14 protein-coding genes are annotated in these 15,993 nt (G+C 62.5%); all 14 read right to left on the minus strand.

Annotated elements, in window-relative coordinates; all coding sequences use genetic code 11:
- Positions 1-87 precede the first annotated feature (87 nt).
- Positions 88-1,203: a C40 family peptidase gene (locus HGI30_RS19370; RefSeq protein ID WP_168909023.1), complete on the minus strand. Its 1,116-nt coding sequence runs from the start codon at positions 1,201-1,203 to the stop codon at positions 88-90.
- Positions 1,204-1,346: 143 nt separating this feature from the next.
- Positions 1,347-1,868, minus strand: coding sequence for a hypothetical protein (locus tag HGI30_RS19375; RefSeq protein WP_168909024.1), 522 nt, complete (start codon positions 1,866-1,868; stop codon positions 1,347-1,349).
- 527 nt (positions 1,869-2,395) lie between these two features.
- The gene (locus HGI30_RS19380) at positions 2,396-3,505 is read right to left on the minus strand and encodes a dipeptide epimerase (RefSeq protein WP_168909025.1); all 1,110 of its coding nucleotides are present in this window, start codon (positions 3,503-3,505) and stop codon (positions 2,396-2,398) included.
- A 19-nt stretch (positions 3,506-3,524) separates the two neighbouring features.
- Positions 3,525-4,523, minus strand: coding sequence for a S66 peptidase family protein (locus HGI30_RS19385; protein WP_168909026.1), 999 nt, complete (start codon positions 4,521-4,523; stop codon positions 3,525-3,527).
- A complete protein-coding gene (locus HGI30_RS19390) occupies positions 4,520-6,136 on the minus strand; it encodes a peptide ABC transporter substrate-binding protein (RefSeq protein ID WP_168909987.1) in 1,617 nt (538 codons plus the stop codon). Before HGI30_RS19390 ends, HGI30_RS19385 begins: the two co-directional genes overlap by 4 nt.
- Positions 6,137-6,230: 94 nt before the next feature.
- Positions 6,231-7,481 (minus strand): ABC transporter ATP-binding protein, encoded by a 1,251-nt coding sequence (locus tag HGI30_RS19395; RefSeq protein ID WP_168909027.1) that lies wholly within the window; start codon positions 7,479-7,481, stop codon positions 6,231-6,233.
- Between the two features lie 2 nt (positions 7,482-7,483).
- Positions 7,484-8,374, minus strand: a complete 891-nt coding sequence (locus HGI30_RS19400; RefSeq protein WP_168909988.1) for an ABC transporter permease — start codon at positions 8,372-8,374, stop codon at positions 7,484-7,486.
- A 26-nt stretch (positions 8,375-8,400) separates the two neighbouring features.
- The gene (locus tag HGI30_RS19405; protein WP_168909028.1) at positions 8,401-9,339 is read right to left on the minus strand and encodes an ABC transporter permease; all 939 of its coding nucleotides are present in this window, start codon (positions 9,337-9,339) and stop codon (positions 8,401-8,403) included.
- 37 nt (positions 9,340-9,376) lie between these two features.
- A complete protein-coding gene (locus tag HGI30_RS19410; RefSeq protein WP_168909029.1) occupies positions 9,377-10,201 on the minus strand; it encodes a M55 family metallopeptidase in 825 nt (274 codons plus the stop codon).
- Between the two features lie 139 nt (positions 10,202-10,340).
- Positions 10,341-10,697 carry a DUF3870 domain-containing protein gene (locus tag HGI30_RS19415; RefSeq protein WP_168909030.1) on the minus strand — a complete coding sequence of 119 codons (357 nt, stop codon included), beginning with the start codon at positions 10,695-10,697 and terminating at the stop codon, positions 10,341-10,343.
- A gap of 128 nt (positions 10,698-10,825) precedes the next feature.
- On the minus strand, positions 10,826-12,019 hold the full coding sequence (locus tag HGI30_RS19420) for a serine hydrolase domain-containing protein (protein WP_168909031.1): 1,194 nt from the start codon (positions 12,017-12,019) through the stop codon (positions 10,826-10,828).
- Between the two features lie 132 nt (positions 12,020-12,151).
- On the minus strand, positions 12,152-13,411 hold the full coding sequence (locus HGI30_RS19425) for a bifunctional diguanylate cyclase/phosphohydrolase (RefSeq protein ID WP_235680201.1): 1,260 nt from the start codon (positions 13,409-13,411) through the stop codon (positions 12,152-12,154).
- 817 nt (positions 13,412-14,228) lie between these two features.
- Positions 14,229-14,816 carry a DUF5317 domain-containing protein gene (locus HGI30_RS19430; protein ID WP_168909033.1) on the minus strand — a complete coding sequence of 196 codons (588 nt, stop codon included), beginning with the start codon at positions 14,814-14,816 and terminating at the stop codon, positions 14,229-14,231.
- 297 nt (positions 14,817-15,113) lie between these two features.
- Positions 15,114-15,938, minus strand: coding sequence for a carbohydrate ABC transporter permease (locus HGI30_RS19435; protein WP_235680461.1), 825 nt, complete (start codon positions 15,936-15,938; stop codon positions 15,114-15,116).
- Between the last annotated feature and the right edge of the window lie 55 nt (positions 15,939-15,993).

Consider the following 15,993-nt stretch of genomic DNA (forward strand, 5'->3'; position numbering starts at 1 on the left):
CCGGACAACGCCAGCCGGCCCGATCTGCATGGGATGCGGATCGGGCCGGTACCGCCGCCATGCGTGGAGGCCATAGGCAAAAGCGCCCTAGCTCCAGTACCGGCGGCTGGCGCAATGCTCGCGGTACAGCTCATAGCTCTCGTCGAACTTGACGAGCTCGACGCAGCGGCCTGTCCGGGGCGAGTGGATCATCCGTCCGCCGCCCGCGTAGATGCCGACGTGGTGGACCCGGCCCAGGCCCTCCTCATAGGCGAAAAACAGCAAGTCGCCCGGCGTGAGCTCCTCCCTGTCCACCGGCAGGCCGTTCCGCGCCTGATCCGAAGCATCGCGGGGGATGGCGAAGCCGGCCGCGCGGTGCATCGCATAGGCGAGCCCGGAGCAGTCGTAGCCGAAGGAGGAGATGCCGCCCCATAGATAAGGAAGGCCGAGGTAGCGCTTGGCCTGCTCGACGATGATCCGGCCGGCATGCCGGCCTTCTCCGGATCCTGCCGCCCCTTTTTCCGGCCCGATCAGCCGGATGTCGCTCCGTCGCAGCAGCCCGCCTCCCCCGTGGGGCAGGGAGACCTCGACCCACTCACCCCGCTCGGCGACGGCAGGCAGCTCGGTGAGAAAGCTGAGCTCGATCCATGGCTGCGGCTCGCAGGCGGCGCCAGGCTCGGCGGCCTCTGCCGCTATGTCGCTTGTTTCGCAACTGAAGGCTGCCGCTGGCGCGGCGGCCTCTGCCGCTGCCGGGCCTGACCCGCCGGTCCAGGCAGGCGCGGACGCGGCCTGATCCGCCGCGCTCCCGACGGGGATGCCTCCGCGATGAAGCCACGCGCTCTCGGCCGTGACGACCGCGCGCAGAGCCGCATCGCCGCGCTCCGGAACGCTCACCGTGCCGTCAAACACGAGCTGCACGAGCGGCATCCAGCCCGGATAGCCGCCCGCCTCCTTGGCCGTCGTCTGGGCGGGCGCATGGATGCGCGCCCAGCCGTCCTTTTCCTCCGCGACGAGCACCCGCTCGCCCAGCAGCAGCTGCGTCTGCAGCCGGTTGCCCTCGCACAGGTCAAGCCGCTGCTCGAAGCCCATGCTGCCGAGCCAGCCCCTCACGTCCGCCGGGGACGCCAGCGCCGGCGCGTCCTGCTCCCGCGCATGCGCCGGGCTCGTCCATACGCCGGCCACGCTGACCGCCACGCGCGCTTCCTTTCCGCTCGCCTGCTTCATGCCGCCATGCCTCCTTCAACGATTGAATTCGCCATGCGTTGACTTGCATTCCAGAGTTCTGCTTCTACCTTCTCCACCAACAGTCTCCGATCCTTTGCATCGAACAAAAAACCCGATCATCGTGCATGATCGGGAATGACAATTCACGAGCCGACGAAATCGGCTTTTTGGCTCAGCTGCCGCTGAAATGCAGCCAGTTTGTTTACGTTCTCTGGGTGCAGCGTGCCGTCCTGCTCCATCAGCATGGCATGCTGAAGGGCAATTTCATGAAATAGCGCAGCGGCCTCTTGCATGAACACGGCTTGTTCGGCCGTCAGAGGATTGCGGTCCAGCTGATGGTGGACCAAATAGTCCAGCATCCTGCCGCCCACATGAAAATCGGTGATTCTGTCATCCGTCATTTCTCTTAAAATGGTGGACTCATTCTCATATTTAATCAGCATCAAACGCATCGCCTCAAAGGAAACGATGTTTCCCTCTTTCGTCGCCTTGAATAACTCCCTTAATTCGAGAGCAGATCCTCTCGCCAGTGTGGAATTGACACTAAAAAGGTCTGTTCCAGATTTTCGCTCCCAATCGTTCTTGTCCTTAATTGTCACAACAAGAGCAAAAACTAATCCTATAAGAACAACAGAGACCACTATTTGAATAATTTTCCTGATCATTTTAGTCCTCGTTTCAATTTCAGAAATTTTGATTAAAATAAGTCTCCACTTTAGGAGTGACAAAAAATACCGGGGAGCTATCGACATAGCACAAGTAAATTACTTTTGCTTTGACAAAAACTTTAGCCGTGGTATCAACATCTTCTGTGACAGGATAGTAGAAACCGAGACCGCCCTCCGTTAGATCTGCAGCCGCGGTTACACCTTGTGTTTTGGAGGGCAGATCTGCATTTTTATCAATTGGCCCATTAAATCACTAACCAAAGCTAATTCCGCTTTGTACGTCTAGCTGTCTGCACGCACGGCCGGAGCAAAGCCTGCGCCGACACTTCCCAAAACCAAGATCGCTGCCAAGAAGAAGCCAACAGCACGAATCGAGATCATCCTTTTCATCATATGAAATCAAACTCCTTTTCATCCATTTATACCCGATTTATACACTTATACCTAATTTATCTATCAGCACAAAATGGAAAAAAACCAGAGCCGGATTCACCTTCGAATCCAGCTCTGGCTTCACCAAAAACCTACGAAACCGCAACGCCCGCTCCCGGACGGATGATGCGCACGCCGCGGATGCCGAGGCCCGGCGCGTCGGGGAACGTCATGACGCGGCCGTCGTAGCGGACGCCGCCGTCGACGATGTCGCTGCCGATGAGCAGCGGCGCGTCGAAGTCGAAGCGCGTGATGTTCTTCTTGCTCGCTGCCAGATGGGCCGCCGCCGTGACGGCGACGCGCGACTCGATCATGCTCCCGACCATGCACTCGACGCCGTGCTGCTCCGCGAGCGCGTTGATCTGCTGCGCCTTGTAGATGCCACCCGACTTCATCAGCTTGATGTTGATGAGGTCGGCCGCCCGCAGCTGCAGCACGCGCAGCGCCTCCGCCGGCGAAAAGACGCTCTCGTCCGCCATGATCGGCGTCTGCACGGCGTCGGTGACGGCCTTGAGCCCCTCGACGTCATGGGCCCGCACCGGCTGCTCGACGAGCTCGACGTCCAGCCCGAGATCCTCCATCCTCCGGATGGCGCGCACCGCCTCCTTGACGCTCCAGCCCTGGTTGGCGTCGAGCCGGATGCGCACGTCCGGACCGACGCGCGCCCGGATTCCCTCGATCCGCCGCACGTCGAGATCGGCCTCGTCCTTGCCGACCTTGACCTTGAGCACGTCGAACCCGCCGCGCACGCTCGCCTCCGCATCGCGCGCCATCTCCTCCGGCTCGCCGACGCTCACCGTGAAGTCGGTCTCCAGCACGTCCTTGTATCCGCCGAGAAATTGGTACAGCGGCAAGCCGCAATGCTGGGCGACGAGGTCGTAGATGGCCATGTCGAGCGCCGCCTTGGCGCTCGGACTGCCGACCATCGCGCCGTGCACCGTCTGCAGCAGCCGCTCGTAGCCGAGCAGGCTCTGCCCGATCAGCGGCGGCGCGAGCGTATGCTCGATGGCCGCCTGGATGCTCTCCAGGCTGTCGCCGGTAATGACGACAGTGGACGGAGCCTCGCCCCAGCCGATCCGCCCGTCCCGGTCGCGGACGCGCACGATGATCGACTCCGCCTCGCGCACGGTGCGCAGCGCGGTCCGAAAAGGCTTCGCCATCGGGGTCGACTGCCGCATCGCCTTGATGCTCTCTATAATCATGCCGGATGTCCTCCTCAACCTAGCCTCTCTCGCTGTCCGTCACCGATCCGCTCCCCGTCTCGTCCTCTGCCCAGCCCGGGTCCGTAAAAACCAGCCGGCGCTCCGCCGTGCTCAGCCGCGCCTCTACGCCGAGCGGCACGACGAGCTGCGGCGAGCCGTGGCCGATGCGGAAGCCGGCCAGCGCCGGCTTGCCCGCCGCGCCGAGATGCTCCTGCAGCACCTCGTCCAGCGTGAGCGACGCCTTGCGCTTGGCCGGGCCGCAGTTGTGGAAATCGCCGACGATGACGCCTGCGGCGTCGTCCAGCTTGCCCGCCTGCCGCAGCTGCATGAGCATGCGGTCGACGCGGTACGGCTCCTCGTCGACGTCCTCCAGCAGCAGCAGCCGGCCGCGCGTGTCGAGCTCATAGCGCGTGCCGAGCGTGCTGACGAGGAGCGACAGGTTGCCGCCGACGACCGGACCGCTCGCCTCTCCCGGCACGATCGGCCGCAGCGGTCCGTGCTCTTCGCCATAGCTCGGCGCATGAGGCTCCAGCAGCTGCCGATACGCCTCCAGCGTCACCGGATGCGGCCGCGCATGGTCGAAGCCGCCGCTGCCGGCCGGCTGCTCCCGCAGGTCGATCATCATCGGCCCGTGAAAGGTGACCAGCCCGGCGAGCCGGCCGATCGCCGCGTGCAGGAACGTGATGTCGCTGTAGCCCCAGAACGCCTTGGCGTTGGCGCGGATGACGCCGTAGTCGAGCCGGTCGGCGATGCGCGCCGTGCCGTAGCCGCCGCGGGCGCAGACGATGCCGGCGATCGACGGATCAACGAACATCTCCATCAGCTCGTCCGCGCGCTCCTCGTCGCGGCCGGCGAGGTAGCCCCGGCGCAGCGATACAGTGCGGCCGAGCCGTACCTGCAGCCCGAGCCGCTCCAGCTGCCGCGAGGCCGCCTCGATCTGCTCCGGATCGCCGGGACTGGCGAGCGCGGGGATGCCCACCGTGTCGCCGGGCTTCAGCGCCCGGGGACGCAGCATCATTTCAGCTCCGCCCACTTGAAGTCGATGAATCCGAACGCATGGCGCACGACGCCGGACAGCTTGTCGCTCTCGAGGTTGACGCTATTATAGTAGTAGAGCGGCAGGATCGGCGCGTCGTCCATGAGGATCTTCTCCGCTTCGTGCATCATCTCGTAGCGCTTCTTCTCGTCGGCCTGCTCGTACGCGCCCTGAATCAGCTCGTCGAACTTGGCGTTCTTCCAGCCGGTACGGCTGAACGGATTGTCGGACTGGAAGCCGTCGAGGAAGTTGATCGGGTCGGCAAAGTCCGGCAGGAACGACGAGCGGGACAGCTGCAGCTGCAGCGCCTTCTGCTCGGAGACCATCACCTTGCTCTCCTTGCTCTCGAGCTTGACGTCGACGCCGAGGTTGTCCTTGAACATCGCCTGCATCGCCTGAGCGACCTTCTGGTTCACGTCGTTGGTGCTGTACGTCAGCGTGATCGGCGGCAGCGCCGAGTAGCCTGCTTCCTTCATGCCAGCCGCGAGCAGCTCCTTGGCCTTGGCCGCGTCGAAGCCGATCAGGTCGCCGCCGACATCGCGGAAGTCGCCGCCTGCCGCGTCCTCGAGTCCCGGCGAGACGAAGCCGACCGCCGGCTGGTGCTTCTGGCGCAGGACGAGATCGACGAGCTGCTGGCGGTCGACCGCGGCGACGAACGCCTGGCGGATGCTCTTGTTGGTGAACGGCTCCATCGTCGTGTTGAAGCGGTAGAACGCCGTTCCGGCCGATTCCTCGACCTTGACCTTATTGTCCGCGAACAGCTGGTCGGCCATGTCGGCCGGGATGCTGCCGGTCGTGTCGAGCTCGCCGGTCGAGAACAGCTGATAGGCCGTATTCGTATCGTTGACCATCTTGTATGTGACGCCGCCGAGCTTCACCGTATCGGCATCCCAGTAGTCCTTGTTCTTGACCATCTTGAGCTCTTCCTCGTGCTTCCACTCCGTGATCGTGAACGGACCGTTGCTGACGATCGTCGACGCCTCGCCCGCCCACTGGGCGTTCCCTTCCACCGTCGCCGGATGCACCGGGAAGAACGCCGGGCTGGCCGTCATCTGCACGAGCCATGCCGCCGGATGGCGCAGCGTGATCTCGAGCGTCTTGTCGTCCTTCGCCTTGATGCCGACGGCGTCGGCCGAGCCTTTGCCGGAATTGTAGTCCTCCGCGCCGACGATCGGGTAGGCGAGGAACGCCGCGTCGGACGCCGTCTCGGGATTCAGCAGCCGCTTCCAGGCGAACTCGAAGTCGGACGCCTTGACGGGATCGCCGTTCGACCATTTCACCCCGTCGCGCAGCGTGAACGTGTAGATCAGCCCATCGTCCGAAGCTTTCCATTCCGCCGCCATCGCCGGCTCCGGCTTGTCGTCCTTGCCGAGGCGGGTCAGCCCCTCGAACGCGTTGTTCACGATGTCATAGGAAATCTGGTCGAAGCCGATCGGCGGATCGAGCGATGTCGGCTCCTTGCTGTTGTTGTAGCGGAGAATCTTGCCGGACGCCTCCCCGTCGCCGCCCTCCCCGTTGGATGTGTCATTGCCGCAAGCCGCCAGCACGCCTCCCGCCAGCAGCACGCTCATCAGCAGCATCGAAAGCTTCTTCATCCCCATTTGTCCGCTCTCCCCTTCGCTTCGTTTTCGGTAGCTTCTATGTGGAAACGGCTCTCCGCCCGCAAAGGGGCGGACAGCGCCGGGCCCTCTATCCGATGGCCGTGCGCGCCGGCTCGCCCGGCGTACCGGTCCCCGCTCCGGCGCCGGAGGCCGGCGGCCTCGCCGCGCGCGGGTCCTGCAGCCAGCACGCGACCGCATGCGTGCCGCCAAGCTCTGCCATCTGCGGCCGATGCAGCCGGCATACCTCCATCGCATGCGGGCAGCGGGCCGCGAACGCGCAGCCCGGCGGCGGCGCGAACAGATCGGGCGGCGTGCCGGGGATCGGCACGAGCGAGCGCCCGCGCTCCCGGTCGAGCCGAGGCAGCGCCGCGAGCAGGCCTTGCGTGTACGGATGCTGCGGGCGCCGGAACAGCTCGGTGACCGTGCCCGACTCCACGATCTCGCCCGCGTACATGACGCAGACGCGGTCGGCCGTCTCGGCGACGACGCCGAGATCATGCGTGATGAGCACGATCGCCGCTCCGGTGCGCTCCTGCAGCATCCGGAACAGGTCGAGAATCTGCGCCTGGATCGTCACGTCGAGCGCTGTCGTCGGCTCGTCGGCGATGAGCAGCGACGGGCTGCACGAGGCCGCGATCGCGATCATGATGCGCTGGCGCATTCCGCCGCTGAACTCGCCGAGGTACTGCTTCATCCGCGCCTCCGGGCTCGGGATGCCGACGAGCTCCAGCATGTCGACGGCGAGCCGCCGCGCCTCGGAGCGCGGCACCTTGCGGTGCAGCGCGATGCCCTCGATCAGCTGCTCGCCGATCGTGAGCGTCGGATTGAGCGCCGTCATCGCGTCCTGGAAGATCATCGCGATCTCCGCTCCGCGCAGCTTGCGCAGCTCCTTTTCCTTGAGCCTGGTCAGCTCGCGCCCCTTCCAGCGGATGCTGGAGCCGGCTCCCAGCTCGGACGAATGCTCCGGCAGCAGCCGCATCAGGCTGCGGGCGGTGACGCTCTTGCCGCAGCCGGACTCGCCGACGACAGCGAGCGTCTCGCCTTGCCGCAGCGAGAAGCTCACGCCGCGCACCGCCTGCACTTGCCCGCCGTGCGTGCGGAAGCTCACCCGGAGGTCGTCGACCTCCAGGATGACCTCGCCCGGAGGCCGGACCGGGCGCCCCGACAACTCGTCCCGCTGCGCCGGACTGCCGCTGTCGGCACGCTCCGGCAACGTACCGGTCCGGCCCGAGGCGCCGATCCCGCCGGCCCGCTCCGGCAGCGCGTCTTCGCGTACCGGAGCGGGCGGCGCGGCCGCGGCCGACAGCTCCGCCTTTTGCCTCCTGCTGCGTCCCCACATCGTCACGACCTCCTCTGTCTCGGATTGAAGATGTCCTGCAGCCCGTCGCCGAGCAGGTTGAACGCCAGCATCGTCACGGAGATGAAGAGAGCCGGGAAGAACAGCCGCCACCACTGCCCCGACAGGATGACCGACAGGCCGTCGCTCGCCATGACGCCCCAGCTCGCGAGCGGCGGCTGGATGCCGAGGCCGAGGAAACTGAGGAACGCCTCGGCGAAGATCGCCGACGGCACGGAGAACGAGATCTGCACCAGGATGACGCCCATCGCGTTGGGCACCAGATGCTTGCGGATGATGCGCCAGCCGCCCGAGCCCATCGAGCGCGCCGCCAGCACGTATTCCGACGACTTGAGCGTGAGCACCTGCCCGCGCACGACGCGCGCCATGCCGATCCAGCCGGTCGCGCTCAGCGCGACGATGATCGTGGCGAGGCCCGGCCCCATGACGACCATGAGCAGGATGACGATGAGCAGGTACGGCACGCCGTACAGCATGTCGACGAAGCGCATCATGACGTTGTCCGCGCGGCCGCCGACATAGCCGGCGATGCCGCCGTAGACGATGCCGATGACGACATCGATGAGCGTCGCCGCCAGGCCGATGAACAGCGAGATGCGCGCCCCGTAGACGATGCGGGCGAACACGTCGCGGCCGAGCTCATCCGTGCCGAACCAGTGCTGCGCCGACGGCGCGAGGTTGATGTCCTCCAGCACCTGCTTGTCGTAGCTCTGCACCGGCAGGTACGGGCCGACCGTCGCCAGCAGCGCCAGCAGCACGATGAGGAATGCCCCGGCGAAGGCGAGGCGGTTTTGCTTGAGCCGCCGCCACGCCTCCTGGGCGAAGCTGAGACGCGGCCGCACGATCGCCTCCGCGTCGACGGCGTCGCGGTTCATCGGGACGAACAGGGAATCGGGCACGCTCACGGCCGTCCCTCCTTCCGATGCAGCTTGATGCGGGGATCGATCAAGCCGTAGACGATGTCGACGAGCAGCATCATGACGAGCAGCAGCGCGCTGTAGAACACGGTCGTGCCCATGATGACCGAGTAGTCGCGGTTGTTGATGCCGTCGACGAAGTACTTGCCCATGCCCGGGATGGCGAAAATCTTCTCGATGACGAAGCTGCCCGTCAGCACGTTGGCGACGAGCGCGCCGAGCAGCGTGACGACCGGCAGCACCGCGTTGCGCAGCGCATGCTTGAAGACGATGACGGCCGGATGCAGCCCCTTGGCGCGGGCCGTCTCGATATAGTCGGCGGTCAGCACCTCGACCATGTTCGCCCGCGTCATGCGGGCGATGATGGCGAGCGGACCGGTCGACAGCGCCAGCGCCGGCAGCACCGCATGCCGCCACGTGCCCCAGGTCGCGACCGGCAGCAGCCGCCACTCGACGGCGACGTACTTGATGAGCAGCGTGGCGACGACGAAGTTCGGCACCGCGATGCCGATGACCGCGAGCACCATCGCGAGCTGGTCGATGAGCCGGTTCTTGCGCAGCGCGGCGACCGTGCCGAGCGCGATGCCGCAGACGATCGAGATCGACAGCGCCAGCAGGCCGAGCTGGAACGACACCGGGAAGCCGCGGCCGATCATGTCGTTCACCGTCGTCGGGAAATGTCCGATCGACGGGCCGAGATCGAACGTCAGCAGCGATTTGAGGTAGAGCACGTACTGCACGCCGAGCGGCTCGTCCAGGTGATAGTACGCCATCATGTTGTCGACCGCCGTCTGGTTCGTGTTCCGGCCCTCCTTGTCGAACGGGCTGCCGGGCACGGAGTGCATGAGGAAGAAGGTGACCGTAATGATGAGCCACAGCGTGACCGCCATGGAAATGAACCGTTTCAGGATGTAGGAAGCCATAGCCGTGCGACGCTCCTTTCGAAGGCTGGGGGATCGGTCAGCAGAACTCGGCGCGCGAGGCCAGCTCGGTCATGACGAGCATGGCGCGGTACGCCTCGAGCATGTCGGCGGCGGCGAAGGTGACGACCGGGCTGCCGCTGTCGAGCTCGGTGCCCGGCATCAGATGCGCCCATTCGGCCTGGCCGTAGTTGGCGAACTCGATCGACAGCGCCGGCTTGTCCGGCGGCGCGAGCGGCTGGACGCGGCCGCGCGAGCCGAGCGCCTCCCGCGTCTTCTCCCGCAGCAGCTGGCCGCTCTTGTCCGGCGTCAGGCAGAGCGCGGACGTGCGGGAGACGTAGGTCTTGACGACCGCTGTCGTCACGCCGGGGATCAGCGCCTCCGCCTCCACCGCCGTCCGATCGTCGCCGGCGACGAGCAGCACGGGCACGCCGTAGTAACCCGCGACATATGCGTTCAGGCCGAGCTCGCCGACCGCTTTGCCGTTCAGCCACATGCGGTGCGCGCCGAAGATCATCGAGTGGCTGAGCACGCCCGGGGTCGGCGCCATCGTATGGTAGCCGATGAACGCCGCGCCCGCGAACGAGCCGTCGAGTCCCTGCACCATCGAGTACGGCTTCACGTCGCCGCACAGGAGCTGCGCGTCGGGATGGAGGCGCTCGATCAGCAGGTTGTTCATCTTGGAGTGGCTGTCGTTGACGACCACCTCGGCGCAGCCCTCGTCGAACGCCGAGGCGATCACGTGGTTGGCCTCGTCGGTCATGATCTGCTGGCCGCGAGCGTAGTTGTGCTTGCCCGGGAAGACGAACGAGCTGTCCACCATGCCCGTGATTCCTTCCATGTCTACCGATACGTACAGCTTCATCTTTCTTCCTCCCCTGCATGAATATGGAGCCTCCAAGGACGAAAAAACCCAGCCGAAGCTCGCCATCGAGGTGGCGGCAAGGGCTGGGTTTTATTTACGTGCCGGGCGCCGGAGCGCCCGAGCGGATAAATAAAGCAGCTTACACGCTGCCGGAAGTGGGCTGTTCCCGCTCTTCGCGGCCGTTGCGTGTGGATTTGAATTTTTTGGAGGCGTCCTTGAACGCGACGATGAGAGCTTTCTGCGAGGAGCCGTGATAGCGCCGCCGGATCTCGTCGCTCACCGCTTCGACATCGAGCACGCTGCAGCCGACGAAGATCGACTTGACGAACTCCGAGGTAAGCGGAATCGTGGAGGAACAGCCGGCATCGACGATGACGCCCGTATCCGGCTCGACGACGAGTCCGATGAAAAAGGCGCTGTACTGCTGGGTAATCGGATTGTTGACCGAGGACTGGGCGTCGCCGATCACGTAAAGCGTGCTGCGATCATACGGCATCGTGATAACCCCTTGTAAGCTTTGTCTCTTCCATCCGGTCTGATGTAAACCATTCTAACATCGACAAGCTCCTCTGTAAACGGGGAAAACACGCGAAATCCGTCGGTTTTCCGGCGCGAGCGGCGCGGCTACCTTTTGCGGAAAATATCCGTCATCGCCTGCGCCAGCTCCGTCTCCGCAGCGGTGAACACATGGCCGTCCTTGGCGTCGTCGAGGCCGTTCATCGCGTAGACGAAGCCCGTGCCGGTCTCCGGCTCGACGTACATCCCGCTCTTGAGGCCGTAGGCGTCGCCCGCGTGGCCGAGCATCAGGCGGCCGGGGAACAGGTCGCGCGTCCGCTGCAGCTGCAGTCCCCCCTCGCGGTAAAAGCCCTCCTGCGGATCGCGGACCCAATGCTTGTCCATCATGTCGCGCACGGTCCGCGCCTTCAGCAGGCGGACGCCGTTACGCTCGCCGCCTGCGGCCAGCATCTCCAGCCAGCGGGACAGGTCGGCGATCGTCGTGCGCAGTCCGCCCTGCGGCGAGAACAGCGAGCCGTTGACGCCCGGCACGTAGTCGCGCAAAGCGGCGTTCGGCGGCGGCAGGACGCCCCGAAAATCATCCATCGCCGGAGTCCACGCGCCGTCCGCTCGCTCCCGCTCGTACAGCACGGCGATCCGGTCGGGGTCTTCGATGTCGTGCAGCAGGAAGCTGGAGTCGCTCATGCCGAGCGGCAGCAGCAGCTGCTTGCGGCAGTAGCGGTCGAACCGCTCTCCGCTCAGCCGCTCCACGATCGTGGCGAGCACGATCGCCCCGAGGTTCGAGTACGCGTAGCCGGCCGGATCGCCCGGAGCGAGCTCCCCCCATAAGCGGAGGGGATGATAGGCCCCTCCCGGCAGCAGCAGTTCCGACAGCGGCAGCATCGGCTCCTCGCGCGAGGCGGCCGCGAACGACGCATATTCGTCCTGCAGGCCGCTCGTGTGCGTCAGCAGATGGCGGAGCCTGATCGGCTGCTCCGGATGCAGCGGGTGGCGCAGCGGCAGGCCGAGCAGGCGCCCCGCGTCGTCGTCGAGCGAGCACAGGCCGCGCTCCGCGAGCTGCAGGATCGCGGCCGCTCCGACCGTCTTGGAGATCGAAGCGATGCGGAACACGGTGCGCTCCGTCACCGGTATCCGCCGCTCCCGGTCGGCCAGCCCGAGGCTGCCTTTCCAGACGACGCGGCCGCGGATGAGATAGGCGCAGGAGAGGCCGAGGATGCTGCGGCGGTCCGCCACTTCCTGCAGCTTCAACAGCACTTTGTCCGGCTTGGCGATCTCTCCCATCTCCTCTCGTGTCGAATTCATGAGACAGCGTTTACAAGTGTCCTGATTATCGCCTTCCGAGGCGCGGTTCGTCAACCCTCGGCAGCGCTCCGCGAATGGAAAAGGCGCTGCAGAAGCCGCAGCGCCTTTCTTTTTCTTGTTAGGAAAGCATCGTCAAGCCTCCAGCTTGCGCTGCTGCTCCATCGCCTCCAGCGCTTCGTCCGGGATGTCGCCCAGCTCGATCCGCCTCTCGATGTAGCGGATGAACGGCACGACGAGCTCCGGATCGAACTGCGTGCCGGTGCAGCGGTGCATCTCGTCGAGCGCTTCTGCAAACGATTTCGTCCGCTGGTAAGGCCGCTCCGTCGTCATCGCATCGAACGAGTCGATGATGCAGAGCATACGGGCCAGCTTCGGAGTCTCGGTCCCTTTGAGCCCATGCGGGTAGCCGCCGCCGTCGTACCGTTCGTGGTGCAGCTCGACGAGCGGCACCAGGTCGGCATACTTGCCGGTCGCCAGCAGGAACTCCTTGCCGAACGTGACATGCTTCTTGATGAGATCCCATTCGTCCTTGTCGAGCTTCGAGCGCTTGGTGAGCACCTCGCGCGGCACCTCCAGCTTGCCGATGTCGTGGATGAGCGCCCCGAGGATGAGCGTGCGCCGCTCCTCCTCGCCGAGCTCCAGGATGCCGGCCATGTCCACCGCGTACGAGAACACCCGCTTGGAATGCTTGAAGGTGTACACGTCCTTGGAGAGGAAGATGCGGATCTGCTGCTCCAGCTCGTTGATCTCATGCTCGAACTGCTGCGGCAGATAGGTCTGCTCGCCGTAGACGGTGACGACGTTTTTGCCCTTGGACTTGGAGATGTACATCGCCCGGTCGGACAAGCCGACCAGCTGGGACTTCTCGTAGGTGTCCGCGCTCATCTCGATGATGCCGGCCGAGAAGGAGACGCAGCCGTGCGGCAGCACGTCGACGCCGTCGAACGGCGCGTTGTTCACCCGCTTGCGGACATGGTTGACGAATGCCCTCGCCTTGTTCTTGTCCAGCTCCGGCATGATGATGGCGAATTCCTCGCCGCCGTAGCGGGCGGACAGGTAGCCGTGAGGCTCGCACTCCTCCTTGATGATGGAGCCGACGAAGCCGAGCAGCTTGTCCCCCTGCGGGTGGCCGTACATGTCGTTGTATTTCTTGAAGTCGTCCAGGTCGATCATGGCGAAGGAGAACGGCTTGCCTTCTTCGCGATAGCTTTTAATATATTCATCCAGCTTCTCTTCGAGGTAGCTGTGGTTGAACAGCCCCGTCCGCTGGTCTTTATTGGCTTTGTCGTTGATTTCGTGGTACATGAGGAAGAGCTGCTTGAAGACGTGGGAGAGCAGGACGGCGATGATGAGGAACAGAAGAATTCCGAAGAAACCTGTCTTCAAGACCATAATGACAAGCACTAGGGAGAACAGCAAGATTCCAATATAGGCAAACAGCGATTCACGAACGAATAAAGCCAAGACTGGAATCAACTGGTTGCGATAAAGCAAGAAAAAGTAAGATGCCACCAAGAGAATATTTACACAGAAATATGCGACCAAAGCGAGGACAAAAGCATACATTTCGCCGACGATAAAAGATCCCGTGGTCCCGCCCATCCATTGAAAAGCCAAATGAGCGCCTATAATCATCGCGGAGTATGTAATAAAATTATAATAATGCTTCCACCATGCCACAGTTTTGCGATTAATAACAATTATGATTGCACTTACGAGTAATACCATTAAGGAAAATTTCACGCCATAAATAAACAGGGAGGAAAGAAAGATCGTCGAATCCATGGATTGATGATTACCTTCTGGAGGCAGCTTGTACATAAAGTATTCGAGTACTATAGCCCCTGCTACCATTGCATAGAAGATGACCCAGTCCTTACGATCCAGCGAAAATCCATCAGGCCAAAAGAACGACAAGAACAGCAATGTGCCCATGAGGCAAATCGCCACGACTAGCCACTCTTTTGGTTTTAGGAGTCCAATTAACCGTTGTTGACCGCCCATGTCGTTACTCCCCCAAAAAGATATAAAAAAGGAATCAGAAGAGTTGTTCTTCCGACTCCTAATTGTTCGGTTTGTATTAACCTACTCTAAAGCCCGAAGTCAGAGCTACGGCTACGGATGCGAGAATGGAAATATTGAAGAAAATAACTTTCAGATTCGCTTTCTTCATAGTTTGCCCACCCCCTTTCCTAGAGTATAAAATTGATTAAGAAGACTCTTGGGACAAGGCGACAAAATTCTTTGATTTCTTTCCCATCAACTGGCAGAGAAAGAAGAACGCCCCGACATTGATTACCACGTCTCCGATGCTGATTGCCTGCGTCCGAGGATAGGGCGGCGACAGCGGAATGATATCGCCTAGAAAGTATAGCCGGGTAGACTCGTCCATCAGGAAATGCTTGCTTACGGCGTCGCCACTTTTAAGCATTTCCAGATAGATCGGGTCCAGCACGGATGCCGCTTCGATAGAGACCGGCATTCGGCCTCCGTTCACCAGCATGACGAGAAAATTCAAAAGCACGCCGGCAAAGATGATTCCGAGTCCTTTTTGATGCCGGTTGATCCAGAGCAGAGAAAGCCCGACCGCATAAATGATCATATAAAAGTATCCATTGAACTGAGCGAAGAATGGAAGGTCTTCCTGCAGGAAGAAAAGCAGGAACTGGACGATGAGCAGGACCGGGAAAACCCATCCTCCCTTGATGCGAAGGTTGCCGATCGCAATCAGTCCATTCTTCCACCCTGCGCGGATGAATCCGACGATCAGTCCTAGAAGGATCCCATCATATACCATTCGCCTTGCTCCCTCTCGACGGCATTATCATTATTCCAGTAAAAATCTACAATTACCAACATTTGCACACGGTCATTATAAGACGGGCTCATGAACCTAGTCAATATGATCTAAGTAGCATATCCTAGGAAGAGTTGCACAATGGTCCTATTGACTTCAGCGTAAAAAGCCGCCTTTTTGTCGAAAAAAGCGGCTGATTTATGATCGGAAAGACCCAAAGTCATGTGATTAAGCGCATGGCACATTAAAAATGCCTAAGCGATTAAATCCATTTCCTAACAGATGAAAAAGGTCGAATCATCCCTTAACGGCGCCGGCGGTCATGCCTTTCATGATCTGTTCCTGGAAGATGAGATAGGCGATGATCGTCGGCAGCACGGCGATGGCCATCGCGCCCATCGTCAGGCTGTAGTCCGTGCCGAAGCCGTCGGAGAACAGCGACAGGCTGAGCGGGAGCGTCTTGAGCGCTTGCGAGTTGATGAACACGAGCGCGAACGCGAAGTCGTTCCAGAACCGCAGGAAGGCGAGGATGGCGACGGTCGCCAGCGCCGGCTTGCACAGCGGCAGGATCATGCGGAAGAAGACGCCCCACCAGCCGTTGCCGTCGATCAGCGCCGCCTCCTCGATCTCCCGCGGGATGGACGACAGATAGGCGATGACGACGAAGATCGCGATCGGCAGCTCGAAGGCGGTATACGGCAGGATGAGCGCGGCGTACGTGTCGAGCATCCCGATCTTGTTCATGAAGATGAACAGCGGCACGAGCGTGCTGTGGATCGGCACGAGCATGCCGATGACGAACAGCCCCAGCGCCAGCTTGTGCAGGCGGAACTGGAAGCGCGAGAGCACGTAGGCGGCCAGCGTCCCGAGCAGCAGCGTCAGGGCGACCGAAATCGAAGTGACAATGGCGGAGTTGAGCATGGCTCTCCCCATGTTGCCGAGGTCCCAGGCGCGGGTGATGTTGGTGAAGATCCACTCGCTCGGCAGCGAGTACGGACGGGCGAAGAAGTCCTCATTTGTCTTCATGGCGCTGATGAACAGCCAGTACAGCGGATACAGCGTGCCTGCCGCGTAGAGCAGCAGCACCAGCTTGAGCGCTCCGCCGCCGATGAGGCGGCGCAGCCGGCTCCGCTGGCCGCCGGCGATGTCGGCGTGCGGCGCGGTGGTCGTTTTCACA

Origin of the sequence: Paenibacillus albicereus, assembly GCF_012676905.1 — a bacterium.
Classification (GTDB): Bacteria; Bacillota; Bacilli; order Paenibacillales; family Paenibacillaceae; genus Paenibacillus_O; species Paenibacillus_O albicereus.